26 protein-coding genes are annotated in these 26,407 nt (G+C 43.2%); 20 read left to right on the forward strand and 6 right to left on the reverse strand.

Going from position 1 to position 26,407, the window contains the following annotated elements; genetic code table 11:
• Window positions 1-158 precede the first annotated feature (158 nt).
• The 14 genes from CBF27_RS09610 to CBF27_RS09675 all read left to right on the forward strand — a co-directional run bounded on the left by CBF27_RS09610 (window position 159) and on the right by CBF27_RS09675 (window position 15,984).
• Window positions 159-596 carry a YwiB family protein gene (locus CBF27_RS09610; protein ID WP_126814083.1) on the forward strand — a complete coding sequence of 146 codons (438 nt, stop codon included), beginning with the start codon at window positions 159-161 and terminating at the stop codon, window positions 594-596.
• 89 nt (window positions 597-685) lie between these two features.
• Complete coding sequence (gene rpoE / locus CBF27_RS09615; protein WP_126814084.1) at window positions 686-1,297, forward strand: DNA-directed RNA polymerase subunit delta; 612 nt, start codon at window positions 686-688, stop codon at window positions 1,295-1,297.
• 248 nt (window positions 1,298-1,545) lie between these two features.
• Window positions 1,546-3,027, forward strand: a complete 1,482-nt coding sequence (locus CBF27_RS09620) for an aldehyde dehydrogenase family protein (RefSeq protein WP_126814085.1) — start codon at window positions 1,546-1,548, stop codon at window positions 3,025-3,027.
• Window positions 3,028-3,262: 235 nt separating this feature from the next.
• A complete protein-coding gene (locus tag CBF27_RS09625) occupies window positions 3,263-4,129 on the forward strand; it encodes a class II fructose-bisphosphate aldolase (RefSeq protein ID WP_126814086.1) in 867 nt (288 codons plus the stop codon).
• 202 nt (window positions 4,130-4,331) lie between these two features.
• Window positions 4,332-5,624, forward strand: a complete 1,293-nt coding sequence (locus tag CBF27_RS09630; protein WP_126814087.1) for a UDP-N-acetylglucosamine 1-carboxyvinyltransferase — start codon at window positions 4,332-4,334, stop codon at window positions 5,622-5,624.
• Entirely contained in the window at window positions 5,625-6,908 is a 1,284-nt protein-coding gene (rho, locus tag CBF27_RS09635; RefSeq protein WP_126814088.1) for a transcription termination factor Rho, read from the forward strand.
• Window positions 6,909-7,014: 106 nt separating this feature from the next.
• A complete protein-coding gene (locus CBF27_RS09640; RefSeq protein ID WP_126814089.1) occupies window positions 7,015-7,278 on the forward strand; it encodes a type B 50S ribosomal protein L31 in 264 nt (87 codons plus the stop codon).
• A 462-nt stretch (window positions 7,279-7,740) separates the two neighbouring features.
• Window positions 7,741-8,010 (forward strand): EF2685/EF0750 family sortase-dependent surface protein, encoded by a 270-nt coding sequence (locus CBF27_RS09645; protein ID WP_126814090.1) that lies wholly within the window; start codon window positions 7,741-7,743, stop codon window positions 8,008-8,010.
• A complete protein-coding gene (locus CBF27_RS09650) occupies window positions 8,010-8,741 on the forward strand; it encodes a WxL domain-containing protein (protein ID WP_126814091.1) in 732 nt (243 codons plus the stop codon). The genes CBF27_RS09645 and CBF27_RS09650 overlap by 1 nt, the downstream gene beginning before the upstream one ends.
• 19 nt (window positions 8,742-8,760) lie before the next feature.
• Window positions 8,761-9,537 carry a WxL domain-containing protein gene (locus tag CBF27_RS09655; RefSeq protein ID WP_126814092.1) on the forward strand — a complete coding sequence of 259 codons (777 nt, stop codon included), beginning with the start codon at window positions 8,761-8,763 and terminating at the stop codon, window positions 9,535-9,537.
• Between the two features lie 19 nt (window positions 9,538-9,556).
• Entirely contained in the window at window positions 9,557-11,614 is a 2,058-nt protein-coding gene (locus CBF27_RS09660) for a lectin-like domain-containing protein (protein WP_126814093.1), read from the forward strand.
• A 21-nt stretch (window positions 11,615-11,635) separates the two neighbouring features.
• A complete protein-coding gene (locus CBF27_RS09665; protein WP_126814094.1) occupies window positions 11,636-12,388 on the forward strand; it encodes a WxL domain-containing protein in 753 nt (250 codons plus the stop codon).
• 243 nt (window positions 12,389-12,631) lie between these two features.
• A complete protein-coding gene (locus CBF27_RS09670; protein ID WP_126814095.1) occupies window positions 12,632-13,714 on the forward strand; it encodes a WxLIP family cell surface protein in 1,083 nt (360 codons plus the stop codon).
• Window positions 13,715-13,968: 254 nt separating this feature from the next.
• Complete coding sequence (locus CBF27_RS09675; protein ID WP_170175075.1) at window positions 13,969-15,984, forward strand: M13-type metalloendopeptidase; 2,016 nt, start codon at window positions 13,969-13,971, stop codon at window positions 15,982-15,984.
• A 152-nt stretch (window positions 15,985-16,136) separates the two neighbouring features.
• On the opposite strand, the gene CBF27_RS09680 is transcribed toward CBF27_RS09675, so the two are convergent.
• The 4 genes from CBF27_RS09680 to CBF27_RS09695 all read right to left on the reverse strand — a co-directional run bounded on the left by CBF27_RS09680 (window position 16,137) and on the right by CBF27_RS09695 (window position 18,530).
• On the reverse strand, window positions 16,137-16,376 hold the full coding sequence (locus CBF27_RS09680; RefSeq protein WP_126814097.1) for a hypothetical protein: 240 nt from the start codon (window positions 16,374-16,376) through the stop codon (window positions 16,137-16,139).
• A 236-nt stretch (window positions 16,377-16,612) separates the two neighbouring features.
• The gene (gene srlE, locus CBF27_RS09685; RefSeq protein WP_126814098.1) at window positions 16,613-17,614 is read right to left on the reverse strand and encodes a PTS glucitol/sorbitol transporter subunit IIB; all 1,002 of its coding nucleotides are present in this window, start codon (window positions 17,612-17,614) and stop codon (window positions 16,613-16,615) included.
• A gap of 18 nt (window positions 17,615-17,632) precedes the next feature.
• Complete coding sequence (srlA, locus tag CBF27_RS09690; protein ID WP_126814099.1) at window positions 17,633-18,157, reverse strand: PTS glucitol/sorbitol transporter subunit IIC; 525 nt, start codon at window positions 18,155-18,157, stop codon at window positions 17,633-17,635.
• 4 nt (window positions 18,158-18,161) lie between these two features.
• A complete protein-coding gene (locus tag CBF27_RS09695; protein WP_126814100.1) occupies window positions 18,162-18,530 on the reverse strand; it encodes a transcriptional regulator GutM in 369 nt (122 codons plus the stop codon).
• 277 nt (window positions 18,531-18,807) lie between these two features.
• On the opposite strand from CBF27_RS09695, the gene CBF27_RS09700 reads away from it, so the two are divergent.
• The 6 genes from CBF27_RS09700 (at window position 18,808) to CBF27_RS09725 (ending at window position 24,854) form a co-directional block, all read left to right on the forward strand.
• Window positions 18,808-20,058, forward strand: coding sequence for an NAD(P)H-dependent oxidoreductase (locus tag CBF27_RS09700; protein ID WP_126814101.1), 1,251 nt, complete (start codon window positions 18,808-18,810; stop codon window positions 20,056-20,058).
• Window positions 20,059-20,224: 166 nt separating this feature from the next.
• Entirely contained in the window at window positions 20,225-21,178 is a 954-nt protein-coding gene (locus CBF27_RS09705) for a sugar-binding transcriptional regulator (protein ID WP_126814102.1), read from the forward strand.
• 21 nt (window positions 21,179-21,199) lie between these two features.
• Complete coding sequence (locus CBF27_RS09710) at window positions 21,200-22,189, forward strand: thiamine pyrophosphate-dependent dehydrogenase E1 component subunit alpha (RefSeq protein WP_170175076.1); 990 nt, start codon at window positions 21,200-21,202, stop codon at window positions 22,187-22,189.
• Window positions 22,190-22,201: 12 nt separating this feature from the next.
• A complete protein-coding gene (locus CBF27_RS09715) occupies window positions 22,202-23,185 on the forward strand; it encodes an alpha-ketoacid dehydrogenase subunit beta (RefSeq protein ID WP_126814104.1) in 984 nt (327 codons plus the stop codon).
• Between the two features lie 12 nt (window positions 23,186-23,197).
• A complete protein-coding gene (locus CBF27_RS09720; protein ID WP_126814105.1) occupies window positions 23,198-24,436 on the forward strand; it encodes a dihydrolipoamide acetyltransferase family protein in 1,239 nt (412 codons plus the stop codon).
• 58 nt (window positions 24,437-24,494) lie between these two features.
• Complete coding sequence (locus CBF27_RS09725) at window positions 24,495-24,854, forward strand: PTS glucitol/sorbitol transporter subunit IIA (RefSeq protein WP_126814106.1); 360 nt, start codon at window positions 24,495-24,497, stop codon at window positions 24,852-24,854.
• Window positions 24,855-25,173: 319 nt separating this feature from the next.
• On the opposite strand, the gene CBF27_RS09730 is transcribed toward CBF27_RS09725, so the two are convergent.
• Window positions 25,174-25,692 (reverse strand): YjbQ family protein, encoded by a 519-nt coding sequence (locus tag CBF27_RS09730; protein ID WP_126814107.1) that lies wholly within the window; start codon window positions 25,690-25,692, stop codon window positions 25,174-25,176.
• A 5-nt stretch (window positions 25,693-25,697) separates the two neighbouring features.
• A complete protein-coding gene (locus CBF27_RS09735) occupies window positions 25,698-26,393 on the reverse strand; it encodes a triose-phosphate isomerase (protein WP_126814108.1) in 696 nt (231 codons plus the stop codon).
• Window positions 26,394-26,407: the final 14 nt, after the last annotated feature.

Raw genomic sequence — 26,407 nt, forward strand, 5'->3', positions numbered from 1 at the left:
AAATCTCCTTTAACAAACTAGTCATTCGTCATTTATTATACTATTTAACAGAAAAGATACAAAGATGAACGCTCTATCTGACAGAAATGGCAACAATATTGACAAATCTGCCAAAACAACTGAAAATAGAAAGTAAATATGTAATTGAGGTGAAGTGCATGGAAGCGAGGAAAACGGTCCCCGTTCATATCCAAGTTCAAACAGAAATGTTTCAGGGCGGAGAAAAGAAAGAGTATTTCCTGGAAGCAAAGGGGCAAATCGTGCAAATCGGCGGGACGCTGTATATCCGCTATCAGGAACCCCAAGAAGAATCCGAAGAGGCGGTGCCGGTTACGGTCAAAATTCTGCCTGACGGAAGTGTCCAGCTTATCAGAGCAGGCGAGATGCGGTTGCGCCTGAAATTTGATTATCAAAAACGCAACGACACCTTCTATAAAACACCTTACGGCATGATCGAAGTATCGACATTTACCAGCAATCTGCGAGTCAGTTTGCGGGACCAGCCGATTTCCGGTTCCATCCTTGTCGACTATGAGCTGTATGGCGGTGCGGATAAGCTTGGTGTGTATCATTTACGCTTAAATTTTACAGCTTAAAAATATTTTGGAAAATCAGCTATTAGAATTGCATTTTAATGGCTGATTATTGTATGATAGGGAGTAGACTGTGAAAGGACGTGTATCATTTGGAATTGAAAGTTTTCGATGGTGTAGATAAAAGCGAACTGTCCATGATTGAAGTAGCACATGCTATTTTGGAGCAGCGTGGTGATATTATTGACTTTTCAGATTTGGTGAATCAAATACAAAATTTCTTGGAAAAAGCAGACAGCGATATTAGGGATATCTTACCGCAATTCTATACAGATTTAAATATCGACGGGAGTTTTATTTCTCTGGGCGACAACCGCTGGGGACTGCGCGCGTGGTACCCAATCGATTCGATTGACGAAGAAATTTCATCCATCGATGAAGACGATGAGGACACACCGCACCGTAAAAAACGGAAAAAAGTCAACGCGTTTCTTGGTGTGGACGTGGACTACAACGACGATGACCCAGAAGATGCTGATATCCATCAAGAAGAAGATGATGAATTATACGATGATGATGAGCTTGATGATGACAAAGAAATCAAAGAATACACCTCAGATTTATCTGAAATCGGTGCTGACAATGATTTGGATGAAGACGATATTCCAGAAGGCGTGGAAGAGGATTTGACCATCGTTGACGATTCGGAAGATTCTTTAGACTTTGATGAGGATGAAGACGAACTTAACGATGAAGAGCGTTAAGCAGCGTTTTCAGACAAAATAAATAGTTGTTATATTAAAGAAATAAAAGACAGATAGGTGCTTCAAGCACTTATTTGTCTTTTTTTCACCTGTAACAAACACTCTCCGCCGACAAAAAAACTTAAATAAGACGTCTTATTTATTATAAAAGACGTTCTTTTTCGTGATATTTCAGCTAAATGTGTTGACAAATATAATGAAACCGCATACAATATCAGGTATACTTTCACAAATTGGAGGGATAATGAATGTCTGATTTAGTAAAACTGGATGAGCGCTATGGACTTTACATTAATGGTGAGTGGTCAGACGGCTCAAAGGGCAACACAATGACAAGCTTTTCACCGGCAACTGGCGAAAAGCTGGCAGATTTTATTGATGCAACAGCCGAGGATGTTGATTTTGCGGTAAAAGCTGCGACGGAAGCGCTGAAAGAATGGCGCAATGTTCCTCTGATTGAAAGAAGCAATTTATTATTGAAAATTGCGGATGTCATTGACGAAAACACGGAGCATCTGGCGAAAGTTGAGTCGCTGGATAACGGCAAACCCTTGCGTGAAACGTTAGCGATTGATGTGCCGTTGAGTGCGGATCATTTCCGGTATTTCGCAGGTGTGATACGCAGCGAAGAAGGGACGGCACAGACGTTTGACAAGGACACGCTGAGCATTGTGATCCGGGAGCCGATTGGTGTGGTCGGTCAAATCATCCCGTGGAATTTTCCGCTGTTGATGGCAGCGTGGAAACTTGCGCCAGCATTGGCGGCTGGCGACACGATTGTCATTCACCCGTCATCTTCCACTTCGCTGAGCTTGCTGGAGCTGGCTAAACTGATCGGGCCGCTGCTGCCGGCTGGTGTCCTGAATGTTATTACCGGCAAAGGCTCGAGATCAGGCGAATACATGCTGCATCATGACGGATTTGACAAGCTGGCCTTTACCGGTTCGACAGAGGTCGGCTACACGGTGGCTAAAGCCGCTGCGGAACGTTTGATCCCTGCCACACTGGAGCTGGGCGGAAAATCAGCCAACATATTTTTTGACGACATGCCGTTTGAGAAAGCCGTCGAAGGTGCGCAGCTGGGGATCCTCTTCAATCAAGGACAAGTTTGCTGTGCTGGCTCCCGAATCTTTGTACAAGAAGGGATATACGACCAATTTGTTGATGCGCTGGCGAAGGAGTTTGAGGCCGTGGTCGTCGGATTGCCTTTGGAAGAGCAGACACAAATGGGTGCTCAGGTCAATGAAAAACAGGTGGACCAGATTCTGAATTACATTGATATCGGTAAAAAAGAAGGCGCAGAGGTGAAAACCGGCGGACACCGTTTGACAGAAGGGGCGTTTGGCAAGGGTTGCTACATCGCACCTACACTGTTAACCAATGTCACAAACGACATGGTGGTTGCCCGCGAAGAAATTTTCGGCCCTGTAGCTGTTGTCATCAAATTCAAAACAGTAGATGAAGTCATTCAACTGGCAAACGATTCAGAGTATGGTCTTGGCGGCGGTGTCTGGACAGCCAATCTCAATACGGCGCTAAAAGTCAGCCGCGGCATACAAACCGGCCGCATCTGGGTGAACACGTATAATCAAATACCGGCGGGTTCTCCGTTTGGCGGCTATAAGAAATCAGGTATCGGGCGCGAAACGTACAAGTCCATGCTGGATGCCTACAGTCAGATAAAAAGTATCTATATTGATACAAGCGACGAAGGATTCGGCTTATATTAATAAAGGTGCGGCTGTTCCTTAAATTGAAGCTGATGGCCGACCAGCGCGCAGCAGCTGAAAAAATTTTCTGCCACGTCAGCAGACGAATCAAATTGATTTGAAAACAATATTTTTTTCAGAAAACAATAAAAAGACTGATTTTTACTGGCTAAGTCGTGTCATATCTGATAAAATGTGTATGTCGGTTAAGAACATAACTTAACAAAAAAGTTTTCCACTTGGGAGGAATTTGAAAATGACTTTAGTATCAGCAGCGGATATGTTGAAAAAAGCTCGCGCAGGCAAATATGCAGTTGGCGCGTTCAATACCAACAATCTGGAATGGACAAAAGCAATTTTACAAGGAGCACAGGAATCTAATTCACCTGTCATCATACAGACATCAATGGGTGCTGCAAAATATATGGGCGGCTATCAAGTATGTATTCACCTAGTAGAAGATTTAATCGAATCAATGGGAATCACTGTGCCTGTTGCATTGCATTTGGACCACGGCGAATATGAAGATGCCCTGAAATGCATTGAAATGGGATACAGCTCTGTCATGTATGACGGCTCTCATTTACCGTTTGACGAAAACCTGGAAAAAGCCAAAGAAGTTGTTGCGAAAGCACACGCAAAAGGTGTTTCCGTTGAGTGTGAAGTCGGCAGCATCGGTGGTGAAGAGGACGGTGTGATCGGTTCCGGCGAACTTGCAGATCCGAAAGAGTGTAAAGCAATGACTGACACTGGTATTGATTTTCTGGCAGCGGGAATCGGAAACATTCACGGTTCTTATCCGGAAAACTGGGCTGGTTTGAGCTTTGAAACACTTGAAAAGATTGCTGATATTACTGAAGGCATTCCTTTGGTATTACATGGTGGATCCGGTATTCCATTAGATCAGATTCAAAAAGCTATCTCACTTGGCGTGTCAAAAATCAACGTCAACACTGAGTGTCAGGAAGTCTTTGCGGCAGCAACACGCAAATACATCGAAGAAGGCAAAGACCAAATCGGTAAAGGATTCGACCCTCGCAAACTGTTGGCACCTGGTACAGCAGCTGTGACTGAACTTGTGAAACAACGTATCGAATGGTTTGGTTCAAAGGGCAAAGCCTAATTTACTGACTCATTAAACAGATAAAACTGATTGTCCCTTTAAAATGGGATAATCAGTTTTTTTATCACTATTTTATTATTTGTTAGAGCTTTGTTAATTATGAAGAATATGGTAGAATAGCAACAGACATATAAAGAGATAATGTAAAAGCTGCTTAGTTAAGCGGCTTTTTTGAAGAACAAAGTGAGGAAATAGTGACATTATGAAAAAAATGATAGTAAATGGTGGCCGCCGCCTAAAAGGTGAAGTCACCATCAGCGGAGCTAAAAATAGTGCGGTTGCCTTGATTCCGGCAGCCATTCTGGCAGATTCCCCGGTTGTGCTGGAAGGCGTTCCTGATATAAAGGATGTGCATTCATTAAAAGAAATTCTAGAACTGATGGGGGTGCAGGTCAGCTTTGAAAATCACCGGATGACGATCAACCCGGAAAATATGGTTTCTGTCCCAATGCCTAGCGGTAAGATAAACAGCTTGCGGGCTTCATATTATTTCATGGGCGCATTGCTTGGTAAGTTCGGCGAAGGAGTCGTCGGACTTCCGGGAGGCTGCTACTTGGGTCCGCGTCCGATTGATTTGCACGTTAAAGGATTCGAAGCCCTTGGTGCGACAGTCAGTACCGAACATGGAGCAACGTATTTGAAGACGCAGGAGGATGGATTGAAAGGTACGCGAATATTCATGGATATGGTTTCCATCGGTGCCACAATTAACGTCATGTTCGCAGCAGTAAAAGCTGAAGGACGGACAATCATCGAAAATGCCGCCAGAGAACCGGAGATTATTGATGTTGCGACACTTTTGAACAATATGGGAGCCAAAATCAGAGGTGCCGGTACAAATGAGATTCGGATTGAAGGTGTCAAAGAATTGCACGGATGCCGTCATTCCATTATTCCTGACCGAATTGAAGCAGGCACTTACTTAGCCCTGGCAGCAGCCGTCGGCGATGGCATCCGTGTTCAAAATGTGATTTATGAACATTTGGAAAGTTTCATCTCCAAACTTGTCGAAATGGGCGTGGAAATGACTATTGAAGAAGATGCCATCACTGTCCACCCTGTCAAATCATTGAAGCCAGTTAATATCACAACGATACCTTACCCCGGTTTTGCCACTGATCTTCAACAACCAATCACTCCGCTTTTATTAAAGGCGGATGGCGAAAGTTTCGTAACCGATACAATTTATGAACAACGGGTCAATCATATACCGGAATTAGTCCGTATGGGTGCCAATGCCAGAGTGGAAAGCAACATGATTGCCATCAGCGGAAGTCCCGACAGCGAACTGCACGGTACAGATGTCAAAGCCAGTGATTTAAGGGCCGGAGCCTGCCTGATTATTGCCGGCTTAATGGCGAACGGTACGACCCGCATTGCCAATGTGGATAATATTTTAAGAGGGTATGACAATATTATCGAAAAACTGCGTCATTTGGGTGCAGATGTCTACATGGAAATAACCGAAGATATTAGAAAAGATGAGGCGGAATAAATGTCTGACTATTTAACAATGGGAGAGTTAAAAAATAAAACTCTGAAAGAAATATACAGTTACGCTAAGGAATTTAAAATTCCGTATTATAGTCAAATGAATAAAAAAGAACTGTCGCTGGCTGTTATCCGGGCTCAGGCCGAGAAACAGGGCTTCTTTATGATGGAAGGTATTCTGGACATTGTGTCACAAGAAGGCTACGGTTTTTTGCGTCCGATAAACTACACGCCCAGTAAAGAGGATATCTACATTTCCTCCTCACAAATCAGACGGTTTGGTTTGCGTAACGGTGACCGCGTGTCCGGGAAGGCCCGTCCGCCAAAGGAAACCGAACGTTACTACGGATTAATGCACGTTGATACTGTCAATGGGAAGAATCCTGAAGAAGCTAAGGAGCGTCCTCATTTTCCGGCTTTGACTGCTCTGTATCCAAATGAAGCCATTCAGTTGGAAACCAAGCCCGGACGCTTGGCAACCCGCATGATAGATATCTTTTCACCAGTCGGTTTTGGTCAACGGGGGTTGATTGTTGCACCACCGAAAGCCGGGAAGACAAGTATTATCAAAGAAATCGCTAACGGCATCAGTGAAAACTATCCGGATGTTGATTTGATTGTTCTTTTGATTGACGAACGGCCCGAAGAAGTAACTGACATTGAGAGAAGCGTCAATGGTGAGGTCGTGTCGTCAACGTTTGACCAGCAGCCGGAAAACCACACCCGTGTTGCCGAGCTGGTACTTGACCGTGCTTTGAGATTAGTCGAAGACAAACGCGATGTGGTCATTCTGATGGATAGCATCACGCGTCTGGCACGTGCTTATAATTTGGTGATTCCGCCGAGCGGACGGACATTGAGCGGCGGGATTGATCCGGCAGCCTTTTATAAACCAAAACGATTCTTCGGTGCGGCGAGGAATATCGAGGAAGGCGGCAGTCTGACGATACTTGCGACAGCACTTGTTGAAACCGGCAGCCGCATGGACGATGTGATTTATGAAGAATTCAAAGGAACCGGGAATATGGAACTTCATCTGTCGCGGGAATTGTCGGAAAGAAGAATTTTCCCGGCAATTGACATCAAAAAATCGGGAACGCGGCGTGAAGAAATGTTAATGACGCCGGAGCATCTTGAAGAAATCTGGAAGTTGCGCCGCAACATGACAGGCGATTCACTTGAAGTGACAGGCCAGCTGTTAAATTTCCTGAAAAAAACAAAAAGCAATCAACATTTTTTTGAAGCATTTAAAGATGTGTCGTTTGGAAAAAATCATCACCGAAAATAATACAAAGATGATTGCCTAATCAGGTAAATCATGTTAGTATAGTAATGTTGTAAAACGGAAATAACTCTGTTTCAGCAAATGATTCAGGGCAAAGGAGAGAAAAAATATGAAACAAGGCATTCACCCAGAATACCATCCAGTAGTTTTTATGGACTCTCAAACAGGCTATAAATTCTTATCTGGCTCAACTAAAACATCACAAGAAACTGTCGAATGGGAAGACGGCAACACGTATCCGCTGATTCGAGTGGAAATCACTTCCGATTCTCATCCATTCTATACAGGACGTCAAAAATTTACTCAAGCAGACGGACGTATCGACCGTTTCAACAAGAAATACGGTATCAAAGACGAAAACGCAGCAGAGTAGTCCGATTGACGAAATGCCAGTACTTAACAGACTCCACGGTAAAAGTGGGGTCTATTTTTTTGTGCTCTCGGAAAGTGTAGAAGCAACACCGCTGTCTGAAGGGAAAAACAAAAACGATTTTAATACTATGTTTAAACAGCAAAATGAATCATATTTGTCATTAAAATGCTATTTGAACAGCTGCTGAACGATGACTGCGTGCAGCAGAGAACAAAGGGAAAACCTGTTTGTTTCCTGATAATATCAAGGATTTCCGGCGCAGTTTTTTTCATTGTAAATATGAGGATAAAAATAGTGAAATTCTGATTCATTTTTTTGTCCCTATTTCTAAAAAGTTGAATATTTTTTTTTCTTCCGCTCAGTATAATAGTAACTAAGTTTCTGGCCGGAACGATTAAATATCATATGGAAATGGAAGGTGATATTAAAAGTACGTTGTAAGAAGATGTTGGTTTCTTAGTTATGTCAAGGATGTGTTTCAGTACTAAAATGAATGCAGAGACAAATAAAATTCAATCACCAGCACAAACTGGTTTTTATGGTGAGTATGACTACAGTGAAAAGGAACAAGAAACAGCTAACAGCAGCCAGGCTTACTCTTTATCCGAAAAGCCTAATCTGCCAAAAACTGGAGAAACAACGTCTCCGCTTTTGGGTGCGTCAGGGATTTTTTTTGTGTTAGTTGTGCTCTTGCTAGTCAGCCGCGTGACAGGAAAGGGAGGCACTGCGTGATGAATAAAGGAATGCTTTCACTTTCTGGTATGTTGTTGTTAACCGCTTCTGTAACCGCTGTCCAAGTGCATGCAGAAGGAATATTTTCAAAGGATACACAGCCTGAAGGAACGATTACGTTTGAATCTGGCGATGGCAGTATCACACCGCCCGTTGACCCTGAAAATCCGGACCCCACCGACCCGGTTGTTCCGGTCGATCCCCCTGATCCAGGCACTGGCGGCGCCCTGTCTATCGATTACGGATCCAAATTTAAATTTGGCGTACAAAATATTTCAACACTGGATCAAACCTACTATGCGGCACCAGATGAGATGCAGGACGGGTCAAAAAAACCGACTTATGTGCAAATAACAGATAAACGCGGCACGCTTGAAGGCTGGAAATTAAGTATCGCTCAGCCGGAGCAGTTTAAAACAGCTGATGGCGATGAATTGACAGGTGCACAGTTGACATTTACCAAGTGCGAAGTGACTTCTTTGGTTGACCCGAAATATACCCCCGGAACTGTTTCATCGGAAATTGTATTGATACCTGGTCAAACCAGTGTCTTAGCAGTAAATGCTGAACAGGAAACAGGTGTCGGCACTTGGGTGTATCGCTTCGGCTCAAATGCGGAAGCAAACAAAGATGCCGTTCAACTTTTTGTTCCGGGTAAATCAGTTAAATTGGCACGTCAATATGCGACACGCTTAGTTTGGTCGCTGGAAAACACACCTAACAACGATTAATCAGTGGAAGGAGAGTCATATGATAAACAAGAAACGACCGCTGATTCTTTTACTGACACTATTGTTTGGGGCATCATCGCCAGCCGTCTTTGCGGAAGCAGAAGAGGAAGAACAGTATCATTCAAGCGGGACAGTGCAATTCATTCCGAATTCAGACCCGATTGATCCGGTCGACCCAGAAAATCCGGACCCGTCCAATCCGGTTGACCCGACTCCGCCGGAAGATCCCGGAACAGGTACGCAAGGTCCATTATCAATTGACTATGCATCCAGCTTGGATTTCGGCGTCAACCGCATTTCCAATCAAGACAAAGTATACTTTGCACGTGCGCAAACGTATCTGAACGGGCACAAGGAAACGCCGAACTTTGTCCAAGTGTCGGATAATCGGGGGACTAACAGTGGCTGGACACTGACAGTCAAACAGGATGAGCAGTTTCGGGCAACGGAGAAGACGGTCAATGAAGTGTTGACAGGCTCTCAAATCAAGTTGACCCATCCAACAGTCGACAGTAATGTCCAAGGAGTCTGGCAGCCAACAGCGAAAGATGAAGTCGTCCTTGTTCCAGGTGTCGAATCCGTCGTCGTTGCGGCGGCTCAAGGTGCCGGTGCCGGAACATGGGTTGTTTACTGGGGAACAGTCGAAACAATAAACGAACGTGACAAAGACGGGCACATTCAAACAGTCAATGTGACGAAAGCCATCCAGTTATCAGTACCCGGGGCGACGCCGAAAGATGCGGTCACTTACCGGACGAAACTGATTTGGACATTAACAGATGTCCCTGACAATTAACAGTTAGAGGAGAAGAAGCATGTTAAAAAAAATACTGTTAATCAATTTACTCAGCGGACTCATTTTTGCGACGGTTGTCCCTGTTGATGCTCTGTCGGCTACGGCCGGCACACGCTCATCGCGTGATATGTTGCTTGCGTCTGATTCATCGTATGAGCAGCTGCCGCAAGAAATGTCAGTGTTAGAGACGATGACAGTCGAAAGTGCGCTGGAAGATTCATCGGAGATCAGAACGCAAACCCGTGAAACGATGCAGGAAGTCCCTACAGAAGAAACAAGTGAAACGATTGATACAGATGATTTTCAGCATAATAGCGAGCAATTTTCTTCCTTGCCTGACGATCCGAATATTATTCCGTTGGATAAAGTATTTCAAGCACCGATTGGGAGCAGCACGAGTATTTTAGAAGACGGCAAATTGTTGCAATTAAATCCGGAAGCCAAGTCACAGCACGGGGCAATTTGGTCGCAAAAGAAAATCAGCCTGCTGTCAGACTTTACCTTTAAAAGCTATTTGTATTTAGGCAGGCGTTCGTTTGATGCCGGAGACGGGATGACATTCACGCTGACAAATGATCCGAGGATGGCAAGCGCACCGAATGAAGTGATTGGTTCTCCCGGCATGGGGATCGGCGCATTTTCCACCAAGTCAGGTGAACCTTATGTCAGAAATGCGCTGTCGATAGAGTTTGACACCTATCTCAATACCGGTTCGAAAGACCAGATGGACAAAGAGATATCAGGAGACAAAGGATACGGTCACGTGGCTTTTGTCACGCCAAAGGGCGATAATAATCATCGCAGCGGTGAGCACTCAGGTGTGAGCATTGCAAACACTTATTTATCGAATGGTAAGTGGCGTCTGCTGACTGTGCACTGGGATGCTGAACGTCAAGAGTTGAGCTATGATTTGGAAGGTGTCGGACGTGCCTCTTATGCCGTAACGAATCTTCGCCAACAATTCGGATCGACAAGTGTCTATTGGGGATTTACTTCCTCAACAGGTACGAAATATCAGGAAAATTTGCTGGCTATCACACAAATTCCTACCAATATTTCTTCCAGTGCAGAAATCAGTGTGAATGACGGTGAATTCGCAATGGCTAGTGAGGCTTCAAAAGGCGACAAAGTGACGTTGAAGAATACGCTGGAAATAAAAAATGATTACCTTGATGACCGAAAGCCGCAAGTCAGTTTGGTGTTACCGGAAGAATTAGATTATATGGACGGGTCTTTGAGAATCGACGGCGAACAGGTTTCAGGCAAGGATGTCACGATGGTTGACCGCAAATTAGTGGTTGACTTAATCGACTATCTTAATCTGGGCCAGCAGACAATCATCGAGTTGGATATGACGTTGAATGATGCAACACCAAAGAAACAATTAGCCATGTATTTTACATATTTAGAAGACTCAGCCCCGTTCCATGATACCAATCAGGTGACACTCACAATTGCCGCACCGAAAGAAAAAACACTCACAATTCACTATCAAGATTTGCAAAAACGGGACATAGCACCTTCTAAAGAGCTGATTGGAGAAATCGGCAGCAGCTATAAAGAAGAACCTGTCAGTATTGCGGGCTATGTTTTCGACCATGATTCAGGGAATGCGGAAGGTGTCTTTGCGGAAGAGTCGACAGATATTTATTTTTATTACAGAGCGGGCAGACTTTATTTTAAGGAGACTCCTGAGAAGATTGATTTGGGAAAACACAAGGTTTCCAACCAACTTGTCACGACTTTCGGCAAGCCTTCTGCCGGACTGGCTATATTGGATGAACGTAAATCAACAGGCTGGACATTGCAGTTAAAACAGCGACAGCCGCTAAGTGCGGGGGATTTCGAAATGCCGGGCGTTCTTTCATTTGTGAACAAAAAAAATGCAACTGTATTAGGCGAATCGGCAGTGACGATTTTTACAAGTGACAAAAACGGGTTGACTGACTTGTCGGGCATGCTTAATCCAAGCGCAAAACTCGGCATCAAAGCAGATATCCCAGTAGAATATCAACGGTTAGGAACCTTTAAAGGAAAACTAGAATGGTTATTATTAGATGTACCAAATAATTTTTAAATTTAAAGAGGGAATGTCAAGATGAAGAAAACAAAACAATTAACAGCAGCGGCTATTGCATTAGGTGTTTTAGCAGCACCGCTACAAACATTGGCAGAAGACGGCGGTGTCTATCAATCAAACGGTATGGTTGAATTCAGAGCCAGCGAAGATCCGACTAATCCGGTCGACCCGACCGATCCGACCGATCCAATCCAACCAATTGATCCAACTGATCCGGAAGGCCCGAATCCCGGTACTAACGGCCCGTTGTCCATCGATTTTGCATCTAGTTTAGATTTTGGCGTACAAAAAATCACGTCTGAAGATCAGGTTTACTATGCAGCTGCGCAAAAATATCAATCTTTGGATGAAGAAGGTAATCCTACCGGTATTATCAAAGAGGGTCCCAACTTTGTACAGGTGACTGATAATCGCGGAACAGAGTCGGGCTGGACACTTAAAGTTAATCAAGACGGACAATTTACCTCTGCATCGGGTAAAGAACTGACAGGTGCTGAAATCACCTTTAAAAACGGTCATGTCGTGACAATTTCCGAATCGGGTAAACCCGCAGGTCAGGAAACAATAACACTGAATCCGGATGGGACCCAGCAAAATGTGATGGTTGCAAGTGCTGGGAATGGTGCCGGCACATATTTGCTGGACTGGGGAACAGACGCTGAAACAGGCGCAAAAAGTATTGAATTAAACGTCCCGGGTGCAACCACTAAATACGCCGAAAAATATTCAACCAAATTGGTTTGGACATTGACAGACGTACCGGGTAATTAAGAGAAAAAGTTGTGCTGAGAGAAGTCTGCTTTTAACAAATTGACGCAGAGTCAAATAAAAATGCCGGCACTGTCGGGTTAGGGTTGTATAAGTGTTTGGTAAAGTTGAATGAGGGCTATTTGTACTCGCTTGAACTATCGCAAGCGGAGTGGAAATAGCCCTCTTTCTGAACGGAGTGTTTGTTGACAGGAGGATGGCAGTACTCTGTTCATTAGTCTTTATAATAGTTGAGGAGTGATTCAATTGCAGGGAAGAAAAAAACTTGCAGTTAGTTTATGTGTGCTGATATTAGCGCTGTGGCATACTGTTACAGCTGCAGCCAGTGAATTTAATTTTGCAGTAACGACTGTGATTCCAGAAAGTCAAACAGATAAAGGAAAAACCTATTTCGATTTACAGCTGCCCCCTAATCAGCAAGAAGAATTGCATGTCAAGCTGCGGAACGATACGGATAAAGACATTACCGTGGCTGTTTCGGTCAATAGCGCCACCACAAATTCCAATGGTGTGGTTGAGTATGGCAAAAGCAATTCGGTAAAAGATGACAGTTTGGATATTGATTTAAGCGATTATGTCGAGTTTCAAGAGATGGTGGAGTTAAAGGCGCAAAGCGAAACAACAGTGCCTTTCAAAGTAACCATGCCCGGCCAGCCGTTTGACGGTGTACTTGCCGGCGGAATCACCTTTAAGGAAGTGTTGGACAAAGAAAAAGAAACCGGTAAAACAGAGCAGGGGCTGTCGATAAAAAATGAATACTCTTATGTTGTCGCATTGTTAATGCGTCAAAATTTCAACGAGGTGGAACCGCATCTGCTGCTGGGCGAGGTTAAAGCGGATCAGATTAATGCCAGAAATGTCATCTTAGCTAATGTGCAAAACGATCAGAAAACCTATATCAACCAAGTGGCTATTCAGGCGGAAATCACAAAAAAAGGCAGTTCGGAAGTCTTATATGCTGAAGACAAATCCGGTTTACAAATAGCTCCCAACTCCAATTTCTCTCTTCCTATCTCTTTAAATGGTGCCGCACTAGAATCGGGCGACTACCATTTATCTCTGATGATTTATGCCAATAAGAGTGATACTGGAGAATTTGTTACAGTCAGTGATGATGGTCAGGAAGACAGATTCACACATCACTGGCAGTTTGAAGAAGATTTCAACATCGAGAAAAAACAGGCGCAAGCATTAAATGCGACAGATGTGACGTTGAAACAGCAGTCTCATACATGGTCGTATGTTGTCATTGCTATTTTAATATTCCTCCTACTTATTACCGCAGCCAATTGGTTGTTGTGGAAGAAAAAAAGCAAAGTGTCTGATTGAAAGTAGGTCATAGCTGCCTGCTTTGTTGCTTTCTTAAGGGATTTCTGAGAAATTGCTGATGTCCAGTAATTGACAAAAGATCTGTAAATAAACTATTTCGTTTTATTAATCTTTATTTTTTGAAAAAGAGTTAGTAATATGTTAAAATCTACAAGTAGTTTAACAATCGTATGTTTTGTGTTTTTTTAATAAATTAAAAAATACAACTATATGACAATTTCTTTAAATAATAAAATTAAATGGAGGGTTTGTTGGTGAAACGAAAGAAATTTTCAGGGTTAATGTTACTTTTGCTGGTGACTTTAGGAGTATCGGCATGCGAAAAAACGTCACAACCAGCTGATACGACGGAAAAAAGTTCCAAAAAGGCAGAGACTGTCAATTTAAAAGATGATTTTTATGGCAGTGTCAACCAGGAGTGGCTGGCCGAGACCAAAATCGATGAGGATAAACCGGTGAATGCATTCACTGAAATATCAGAAAAGATTTCAGATTCGCTGGCTAAAGATTTTGACAAAATGCTGTCAGGTGAACTTGAGCCAAGCACGCCAGACGTCCAAAAATTTCTGACTTTTTATGAAATGATGCTAGACACGGATAGAAGAAACAAAGAAGGTGCAGAACCGGTTCTTCCATACTTGGAAACAGTTGACAAACTGTCGTCACTAGAGGATTTAAGCCAGTCATTTGGCGAATTGACAATCAGTAATTACTCATTGCCAATTAACTTAACTGTGATGACAGATATGAAAGACTCCGAAAAGAAATTGCTGGTTGTCGACACGCCATCAATACTGCTGTCGGATAAAAGTTATTACGAAGAAGACAGTAAAGAAGGCAAAAAAGAGCGTGACGAGAACAGAGAAACATTTACCAACTTGCTGCTGGCAGTCGGCAAGACGAAAAAAGAAGCAGCGACCATGGTCGACAATTACTTTGCGTTCGATTCACTGATTGCTCGTTACTCGCAAACAACCGAAGAAAAATCTGATTTTATCAATTTGTATAATCCGTCTTCGTTTGATGAAACAAAAGCCGCTGTTAAAGGTATTGACTTGAGCAAGGCTGCTCAAGATGTAATCGGTGTTGTCCCGGATACAATCAATGTCGTGAATCCAGTATATCTGGAACACATTAATGAGATTATTAATGAAGAAAATTTTGCAAGTATGAAAGACTGGATGTATATTGATATGTTGTCAGATGCATCTGAATACCTTTCCGAAGACATCGCAAACGGCAGCAGCAAAGATGATGCGGATAAGAAAAAATCGTCCGAAGAGAGCAAGGCAGAGACTAAAAAAGCAGCATACGACACAGCCAGCGAATTGTTTGCTGATGCTATCGGGCAATACTATGGTCAAACGTACTTAGGAAGCGACGCCAAAAATGATGTCATTCAGATGACGGAAAACATTATTGACGAATACAAAGTCAAGATTCAGAATTCTGCTTGGATGTCGGATGAGACGAAGAAAACTGCACTGAAAAAATTAGATAAGATAACGATACTGATCGGGTATCCGGAAGCTTTGCCGAATTACTACAATGATATTACCATTGACACTCAAAAGAGTATTTTTGATAATTGGTTTGCATTCAAGCAAAAACAAACTGAAGAAGTGTTTGCTAAATATTCAACTGCGGGCGGCAAAGGAGAATGGGAAATCCCGGCTCATCAGGTCAACGCGTTTTATTATCCGCAAAACAACTCGATTTGTTTCCCTGCTTCCATATTGCAAGCGCCGTTTTATGATGCCAAGCGTACAGTCAGCCAAAATTATGGCGGTATCGGAACGGTCATTGCGCATGAATTGTCACATGCGCTTGATCCGAACGGGGCTAAGTTTGACGAAAACGGCAACCTGAAAGACTGGTGGACTGAAGAGGATTATGCTGAATTTGAAAAAAGAACCAACGCTTTTGTCAAGCAGTTTGACGGATTGAAATTTGCCGGCGGAAAAGTGAACGGAAAACAAACAGTAGGCGAAAACATGGCGGATTCTTCAGGTATTTCGGTTTCGTTGGAAACATTGAAAAAAGAAGAAGATGCAGACTTGGAAGAATTCTTTACTGCTTTAGGTGGTATTTGGCGTGAGAAATCAACCACTGAGATCAAAAAACAATTATTATTAATTGACAACCATGCGCCAAGTAAGCTGAGAACCAATATTCAACTATCCAACTTGGATGATTTTTATGAAACGTTTGATATCCAAGAGGGAGACAAGATGTACTTGCCGCCTGAAGAGAGACTTTCGGTCTGGTAATTTGTCTAAAATAGCCATGAAACCGGCTAAGCAGTTACTGACTAATCAAGATTTGAAGAACACAGCGTTCGCTAAAAGATGATTCTTTAGCGGATGCTGTGTTCTTCTGTCGGTTTTTATCAATCGGCGGCAGTTATAAAAAGCGTACAGGTTTAACCTGTACGCTTGCGCTTTTTTGTAATTGTTTTTTGACAATGAGGACAGACAAAAGTTGCGTAGTTTCCAGAAATTGTTCCTAGGACTTCATGAGGCTCTGGTTCTGTCTTGGAATTGGCGATATGGTCATCAGCACTGGGAGACCCGGAAGCAACGGTTGGTGGTTCGAAAGTAACACCTGTGAACTGTTTGCGGCAAGAGCAGCGAATGACATAATTCATTTTGTCATTTTCCATCAGATCACCTCTCCAAGTTCCATTATACGTGAATCAAGATGAAAAACAAACTATATCGTGCAAAAAATATACGTGGCAATAAGTAATAAAAGACCCCACTAATGGGGCTTAGTTTCCTTAAGCTCATTAGTGGAGTCTGTTTACACAAGATACTGAACCGCCGTGTACGGAACCGTACGCACGGTGGTGTGAGAGGTCGGGAAGTGAAATAATCACTTACCTTATACTCGATTATTTTAATACATGCCTAAACTAAATACCCAGGCAATCAAAACGGACACCGGCCCGGTCAGCAGTCTGGAAAACAGAACAGCGGGCACCCCCACTTCGACTGTATATGGCTCAGCTTCAGCAAGAGTTAGTCCAACGGGAACAAAATCCGCACCGGCCTGTGAGTTGATGGCAAATAATGCCGGCAAAGCCATTGCTGGTGGAATCGTGCCTTTTCCAATCTCAACACCTAGCAATACACCGACAACTTGCGCAATAACAGCTCCTGGCCCAAGAACTGGTGAGAGTATTGGGATTGAGCAGATAACGGATAGAATAATCAAGCCGATAATATTACCTGATAGCGGCTTAACAGCCGCGGCAATAGCATTGCCAATGCCTGTGTAATTAATCAATCCGACCAGCATACTGACAAATGCCATGAATGGCAGAATGTTTTTAATTACCATGTCGATGGTATCGCGCCCGGCCTGATAAAAAATACCTACCACATTACCAACAGATCGGCCAATTCGATTAATTATCCCTAATAAACCTTTTTTCTCCTCAACAGGTTCAGTTGTTTCTGCTGTTGGCGTTTTCTCTTTCTTAACAGGTTCTTCTGAAGCGGCAGAGACTTCAGGTTTGATAACACCTGTTGCATCAGCTATTTGAACATTATCCACAGTAACACCAGAGACAAAATTCTTTTCGTTGATGAATTTCATCAGCGGACCGGATGGTGTCGTTGAATGAAGATTGACTGTCATCACGTCTAGCTTCGGATAAACGCCGCATCTTGCTGTTCCGCCACAGTCGATGACAGCACAAATCATTTCCTCCGGGTCGACTTTTTCATTAAATCCGTCTTTTGCCTGTACACCTAACGCATCAGCTATTTTTTTTGCTACCGGATGTATGCCGCCCCCGGTCACTGATGCGACAATTTGTTTTTTACCGGAAGGAGCAAGTGTTAAAGGCCCGCCCCAACCTTTAGTTCCTTTAGATACAATGACTGATTTTGCCATTTATTTTCTCTCCTAACTTTATGAGTTGTTTTGTTCTTTCCACATGATTTTTGTCAGCATCTCAGTGCAGATACCGCGAATTAAAATGACGATTAAACCGACAATGAAATATCTGACAGCCAGCGGCATAACGGACAGCCCCAATGTCGTGAGTCCAGAGGAGATGCCTGTCCAAACAAACAGTTCGCCGGCATTGGCGTGAGGAAACAGCCCGGTTATCGGGTGGACAAAAGAAACGGCCGCATCATAAAATGCCGGCTTTTGTTTTTCCTCGAGAAAGCGTCCGAATGAGTAACACATCGGGTTGGTAAGAAAGAACACTGCAAGTAATGGAAAGACCGAGTAACGTAAAATAATGTTTTTAGTGGAGAATTGAGCGAACCGAGTGACACGCTCCTCACCAATTAAATTTATAAGAGCGTTTACAAAAGTCAACAAGACAATTAACGTTGGCAGAATACCGGTAATCAGGCCAACGAGATTCTCGCCTCCTGCATTAAAAATACCAATGAAGTTTTCCGCTAGTTTAACTAAGAAATCCATGTTCCTATCCCTCCATTTTTAAAAGTTCCTTATCAATGAGTGTCAACGCTTGATTGAAAGCAGTGATTTGTTGCTTGCCTTTAAGTGATTGCCTGATATCTTCAGCTTTTTTTCCTACAAAACGCTGATTTCTTTTAAAGCGGGCAAAAACTGTATAGCCTGACATTTCTTGATAATCAAGAATCACTTTGTTTTCATCGGTGACCAGAAATGTCACTACACCTTTTCCAACTTTAAATTTTGCTTTTGCTATTCCCACCCCCAAATACCCAGTTTTCATTTTTTTGATTTCATTAAGCACCTCTTTGTAGTTTTTGTGTTGAAAATAAGAGAGACCTATTTGAAGCAACCAAAATCCAATAAATAAAATCATCAAGCCAGAATAAGTATTAATGACACATCCCTCCAATAAAAAGTAAGCGTTTTACACTTATCATGATATAAGCCGTCATTTAGAAAGTCAATAATTTTTGTAAAAAAATACATATTGGAACATATGTTAATTTTGTGAAAGTGTATTGGAATATGTTTTAATTTAAGGTTTTTTAACAAAAAGTTGTTCACGAGATTGACATTGGTATAGGCATGAAGTATGATTTGTTTGTATCATATGTTACATGTAATAACAAATGTTTAAGGAGGTTATTGTCGTGACGATTTATCAACAATTGTTAGAAAGACAGAAAGCAAATGATCCGATTAAGGTTGGTGTCATCGGTGCTGGACAGATGGGGTTCGGTATGATTGCGCAGATAGCCACGATACCTGGTATGGCCGTTGCGGGTATCAGTGATATCCGACTCGATTATGCACAGGTGGCTGCAGATGCGTATCGAACAGGATCAGAAAAGAGTAATGATGTTCTTGTCACAACGGATTTCAAGGAAGTTATCCATCATGAGTCAGTTGATGTAGTGGTAGATGCAACAGGTGTTACCGAAGTAGGTGCGAAAATTGCATTGGAGACATTGATTGCTAAAAAGCAGCTTGTGTTGCTTAATGTTGAGATTGATGTGACAATTGGGCCGCTAATGCATAAACTGTATCAATCAGCTGGTTTAGTCTATACAGGATCAGATGGTGATGAACCGGCGGCGACTGTCGAATTGTTTGAGTTTGCCAAATCAATGGGTATGGAAGTGCTGGTTGCAGGAAAAGGGAAAAACAATAAACTGAGGGTTGATGCGAACCCGTCATCGTGTGAAAAAGAAGCAGCAGAGAAACACATGGCTCCTCATATGCTGGCAGCATTTCAAGATGGTACTAAAACAATGGCTGAAATGAACTTACTATCCAATGCAATTGGTTTTGTCCCGGACAAAGTCGGCATGCACGGAATATCAGGCGATGTGGATTCAGTGATTCAGGATTTAAACTTGAAGGAAAACGGCGGAGTTCTTGAAAAATTTGGTGTGGTTGAATATGTTGACGGACTGGCGCCAGGTGTGTTTGTGATTGTCAAGGGACAGAATGAAGGCGTTCGCAATGAACTGAATTATTTGATGAAGAAGGGCGAACGGGATCATCACTTGCTGTACCGACCGTTCCACTTGGCCAGTCTCGAAACACCAGTAACTATTGCCAAAGCTGTCTTGCAGCAGGATCATGCCATTGTACCATTGGGTGCTCCGATTTCGGAGACTGTTGCAGTGACGAAAAAAGACATTGCAGTTGGCGAAAAACTGGACGGCATCGGTGGCTACTGTGTTCGCGGAGTACTTGAAACACATAGCGACATGAAGGAAAATGGGCATATTCCGATAGGGTTGATTTCAGGTGAGGTCGTAGCGCGTCGACCGATTAAAGCAGGTACGTTCATAACAGAGGAAGATGTGACTTTAGATGAATCAACAACTGTCTGGCAGTTGAGGAAACTTCAAGACAGTACATTCGATAAATAAAGCTTATTACGGATGGGGGTTTCATTCAACCATTCATTAGCGGCCTGTTACACCGCCCCAAGTTGTACTTCCTGCGCGTTTTTTAGTAATATTTAGGAGAAGCATTTTGCTGTTTGCAGGAAAGGGCAATTGGTCGTGCAGCAGAGACAATGAAAGGAAGAATACCATGAGTTATTCACAAGATATGAGATTATTAGCGAATATTGCAACCAGATACTATGAAGACGGTGCAAAACAGTCGGATATCGCTAAAGAATTCAATATTAGCCGTTCGCTGGTATCAAAATATTTAACTAAAGCGAGAGAAATCGGGCTTGTTGAAATTATTATTCATGATGAAATGATCCATCCGTATAAACACATTGAGGACAAAATAAAACGGAAATATAATCTCGAAGAAGTTATTTGTGTCGCTCCAACGGAAGAAGAGCGGTTAAAGAAAAAGTTGGGAACGACTGCAGCAAAATACTTATCTCGAATCATCCAGCCGAATCAGACAATCGGGGTGTCTGCCGGGACGACTGTCCATGAGGCTGCGGAAAACTTTTTTTCGAAGACCAAATCAGATAATGTGACGTTTATTCCGCTTGTTGGCGGTTTGGGGCAGCAGCACAGTGATATTCAAGCCAATGTTGTTTGCCAGATTTTTGCCAAAAACGGCCGTGCAAATGCAGTAGAGTTGCATGCCCCAATCACGGTAGACTCCTTAGAGGCTAAAAAAGTATTCATGGAACAGTCATTTATCAAAAAAGTATTTGAGCAGGCTAGACAGGTCGACATTGCGATTGTCGGTGTGGGGGGACTTCCTGTGTATTCCACGATGACCAAAGCCTATCTTTCTGAAAAAACAAGTGAACTGGCGAAGGATATTGAGAGAGAAGATATCGTAGGTGATATTTGCTACAATTTTATTGATGAAAACGGCGCATTGGTCGATTGTCTGTGGAATGAACGTGTCATGTCCATTTCATTGGCTGATTTGGCTAAAATCCCGAAAGTTATCGGCGTCTGCGGCGGGAAAGATAAAGTTGAAAGTATTCATGCAATCATTAACGGCGGACTCATTAACACGCTCATCACGGATGAAACGACAGGTAAAATGCTTCTTGACTTTATTTAGTCTGTTAAAGGAGTGTATATGATGAAGATGTCGATACCAAATCGTGCGCAATTATCCGATGAAGAATTAATAAAAATTTTTCGCACGATGTGGGAAATTCGTTATTTTGATGAAAAGGTTGACCAACTGTTTGCCAAAGGCCTGATACATGGTACGACGCACTTAGCGGTAGGTCAAGAGGCGACAGCAGCCGGCAGTGGTGCTGTTTTAAGAAAAACAGACTGGATTACCGCGACACATAGAGGGCATGGTCAAACCATTGCTAAAGGAACGGATATCAATGCAATGATGGCTGAATTATTTGGACGGACGACCGGCACGAATAAAGGAAAAGGCGGCTCAATGCATATTGCTGATTTGGATACAGGCAATTTGGGCGCGAATGGTATCGTTGGCGGCGGTTTTCCGATTGCAACAGGTGCTGCTTTGACAGCAAAGATGAAGGGAACAGACACCGTAACGGTGAGTTATGGCGGAGACGGTGCCACTAACGAAGGCAGTTTCCATGAGTCCATCAATCTGGCATCGGTTTGGGACTTGCCTGTTATTTTCTTTATTGAAAACAATCAGTATGGGATGAGCGGTTCTGTTAAAAAGATGACGAATGTGGAAAATATTTCCGATAGGGCAAAAGCATATGGTATTCCGGGAGTGACAATTAACGGCAATGACATTATGGCTGTTATTGACACGACATGGGAAGCGGTTGAACGTGCGCGTGCAGGTGAAGGACCGACTTTAATTGAAGCGCTCACGTATCGTTGGAAAGGACATTCCAAGTCGGATGCTAAGAAGTATCGGACAAAAGAAGAAGAGGCTGATTGGCGGACTAATCGTGATCCCATCAAACTAGCAAAAGAACGGTTTATTGATGCGGGCATCTTGACTGAGGAAGAATCTGAATCCATCAGATTAGCGGCAAAACAGAAAATTGAAGATGCCGTAACATATGCAAAAGCCAGTCCGATGCCGGAACTGGATACGCTGTATGAGAATGTGTATGCGGATTAGGAGGAATACCCGATGAGAGAGATTACCTATGCAGAAGCTGTCAGAGAGGCACTATCGGAAGCGATGAGAGAAAATGAAGACGTTTTTATGATGGGTGAGGATATCGGTGTTTACGGCGGTGCCTTCGGTGTCAGTCGTGGAATGGTCGAGGAATTCGGTGAAGATAGGATTCGTTCGACCCCAATATCTGAAGCAGTGATTGCCGGTGCTTCGGTTGGAGCGGCAATGACGGGGATGCGCCCGGTATTTGAACTTCAATTTTCTGACTTTATTACAATTGCGTTGGATCAGCTCGTTAACCAAGCTGCGAAAATCAGATATATGTACGGTGGCAAAGCGACAATTCCGCTGGTTATGCGGACACCCGGAGGATCTGGGACCGGTGCTGCGGCACAGCATTCACAGAGTTTGGAAAATTGGACGGCACATATTCCGGGATTGAAAGTGATTCAGCCGGCAACTGCATATGATGCAAAAGGTTTGCTTCATGCTGCAATCCTTGACAACAATCCTGTGATGTTTTATGAACATAAATTATGTTACCGGACATCATCTGATGTGCCGGAAGGAAAATATGTATTGCCGATTGGCGTGGCAGATGTCAAAAGAGAAGGCAAGGATATCACGGTCGTTGCTACTGGTATTATGGTACATAAAGCCCTTGAAGCTGCAGAAACGCTGGCAAAGGAAGGCATTGATATCGAAGTGGTCGACCCACGAACGCTGGTGCCTTTGGATAAAGAGACAATTGTCCATTCGGTCATGAAGACAGGCAGAGCGGTTGTCGTCACAGAGGCGGTCAAACGCAGCGGATTTAGCGCCGAGCTTGCCAGTGTGATTGTTGAAAATGAAAGTTTTGACTTTTTAGATGCGCCAGTTGTTCGGCTTGCCGGCAAAGAAGTTCCGATTCCTTATCATCCTGAGCTGGAAAAATTAGCTGTACCGCAAGTGACGGACATAATCACCGCTTGCCGCAAGCTGATGACAGGAAATTAAGGAGGGAACGACATGGCACATGAAGTGTTAATGCCGAAATTAAGTTCAACGATGACAGAAGGTACCATTACAACCTGGTTAAAGCAGGAAGGTGAATCAGTAGAAATTGGCGAGCCGATTTTTGAAGTGATGACAGATAAAATAGCTATCGAAGTTGAGGCGTATGAAGAAGGCATTTTATTAAAGCGCTATCTTGGCGACGGCGACAGTGCGCCGGTCAATGCAATTGTTGCTTATATTGGAGAGGAAGGGGAAAGTGTCCCTGATGCCGCACCGCCATCTGTTCAAGAAGACGAGTCGGGAGTCTCTGAAGCAGAGCAGCCAGATACGCCTAATGCAGCTGACGCGATAGAAGAAAAATCAAAGCCCGTAACCACTTTGATTCGGGCAACTCCCTCTGCCAGAAGGCTGGCAAGACAGCGGAAAATTGATTTGTCTGCAGTCGAAGGGTCTGGTCCGAGGGGCAGGATTCAAGCGGAGGATGTGAAAAGATACAAGCCGGAGCCGGCAGTACCTGTCGCCGCACCGGCAAAAACAGAAAAAGCTGAAACAGCAGAAGTTATTCCGTGGTCAGGCATGCGAAAAGTTGTTGCAGATCGAATGAGTCAAAGCAAAGCGACTGTTCCCCATGTGACAATGAATGCTTCGGTGGATATGTCTGAAATAGACAAGCTGCGCCAGCACTTGTTGCCGGTGGTGGAAGAGCGGACAGCGTTGCGTCTGTCTTATACAGAATTAATCGTTAAAGCGGTGACAGTGGCGCTTAAAGAGTTTCCGGTTTTCAATGCACATGCTCTTGATGACGGTATCCATCTCCACAAGGAAATCAATATCGGTCTGGCAGTAGCTGTCAAAGACGGATTGTTGGTCCCGGTTATTAGAAATGCTCAGGATAAAGGGCTGGCTGAACTGACTAAAACAGCAAAAGACCTTGCAGGAAAAGCCAGAGAGGGACGACTGAATCCTGATGACATGCAGGGCGGAACATTTACTATCAGTTCGTTGGGACGTTCGCGTGTCGAGAACTTCACGCCGATCATCAATGCGCCGGAAGTAGCGATTTTAGGTGTTGGAGGCATGACCAAGTCCTGTATAATGAAGGAAGAAGACGGACAGATGATACCTGTCAACGTCCCTGTTTTACAGCTTAGCTTGTCGTTCGACCATCGTGCAGCAGACGGAGCTCCGGCAGCGGCTTTTTTGAGCAGGATTGTCGAGATTTTGGAAAATCCGCTGCAGTTGCTGCTGTAACAGAAAGATTGAAAACAAACAGGTTGTGGAACGAACAAATAATGTGTGAGGTGCATAAATGTATACTGCAAAAATTATTGATATTGGCGAGCTCGTGCCGGCCTTTGAAGAAGAAAATCTGGTGATACTGTTTGGTTCTAATGTCCCGGATGAGCTTAAGTCCATATGTGTGATTCATGAAGAACTAACTGCTGAAGAGAACCCATTAAAACCAGGCGGTCATATATCTTTCGGCAACGACAGCTATGAGATTGTGGATGTGGGAAATCTGGCGAATAAAAACTTTGAGGAATTGGGGCATATCTCTGTCTATTTCCGAGAGGGCGACAATGAAATCTTACCTGGTGCGATTCAGGTAAAACCGGCAAAATTTCCGACACTGTCAATTGGTGATGAAATAACTATTTCCAGAAACTGATTCTTGATGGTTTGCAATAAAAAGCCGATTTGTAATAGTTCTGTAAGTTAAAGATAGAGAAGACTCCATGAGATTATTGATTTCACGGAGTCTTCTTTATTTGAAAAACGTCATCCATAACTGTTGAATATCAAAAGACGGATCGAATTTTATGAACGTGTTTTATGGAAAAAAGCAGTGACTAATTTGTCTTTGGAAGGGACAACATAACCAACGTCAGTATTAAAGTTTGGAATCCAACAGACGACTCTTCGTATTTGCCAGCAAAAAAAGAAGCAAAGCCGTATGTTTTTACACGGCTCTTGCTTCCAGGCTAGATTTATTCTCCCATAATCATTAAATTGCAAGTACGTGTACGCTCACGATTTTGATCCCAATCAACAAAATACACATAGCCGACAGAACCGATTAACGGTTCGCCATCTTTGATAATGACTGTTTCACTGGCACCAAAGAGAGACGCTTTGATATGCGCATCTGCGTTTAAAATTGAGACTGGATCAGGCAAATAATTCGGATCTTTTGCGGCTAAATCTTTTAGAAATTCCACATGTGCGGGGCCAGGGTACAGATAATCTGATTCAGTATATTGTCTTGGAATCAGTTTATCTAAAATCCGATTTTGATCGACTTGTAAAAATTCATCACCTTTCCAATCTTTATCATGTACATATTCTTCAAAGATTACTGAGCAAGTCGTATGTGGTGTGGTGATGGCACAAAATCCGTCTTGAATCCCGGATTCTTTGATGGCGTTTCTTAATTGCAACGTAATATCTAAATAAGTAACTTTTCCTGAATGAGTCTCAAGTGACAATTGTTCATGTTTTACAGTCATTGCATTTACCCTCTTTCTTTATAAGCTTTTACTAAAGCTTCGATCATATCAGTTAACATGTCAGCTGGTGAATCAGCATTAGTGATTCCGCTAGTGCATCCAGTACCGTCAGCCCCTAGTTCAATTGTCCGGTAAACATCATCCGGCGTGCTTATCCCAGCTGCTTGCATTACTAAAATATTCTCGTCAATCTCTTTAATTGCCTGATTTGTTTGTTCAATATAACTGCTGTCACTCGTTTGCCCTGTCCCAATCAGATCAGTTGGTTCACATAAAATAACGTCTGCACCCATAATTGCGGCAGCTTTGGCCTCAGGAATAGAATCTGCACAGACGATTGTTTCGATGCCCAGCTCTTTTGCGCGTTTGATTGCTTGAGCCAAGGCGGCGACTGTCATTGGCCGTTCTGCATGATTCAAGAAAACTGCGCGTGCTCCTGCATGGTAAATTGATTCAGGCAATACATGCCCTATCCCTCGTCCTTGTCTAATTCCATCCATATGCTGAGCAGTCACGATAATATTTTCTGTGGCATTTTTAACGGCGGAGATGTCGGCAAAAGGGACAGTTACCAGCACAGAACACTCTGGATATTTCGAAGCAAGCTTATCAGCACGCTTCGCTAACTTTATTAATTCCTCACCATATAAATATGATTTGGGATTAAAAACAAAAAACGGGTACTTGATTTTATTTGACATTTTTTTGCTCCCTC

It is taken from the genome of Vagococcus acidifermentans (assembly GCF_003987655.1).
GTDB classification, from domain to species: Bacteria; Bacillota; Bacilli; order Lactobacillales; family Vagococcaceae; genus Vagococcus_B; species Vagococcus_B acidifermentans.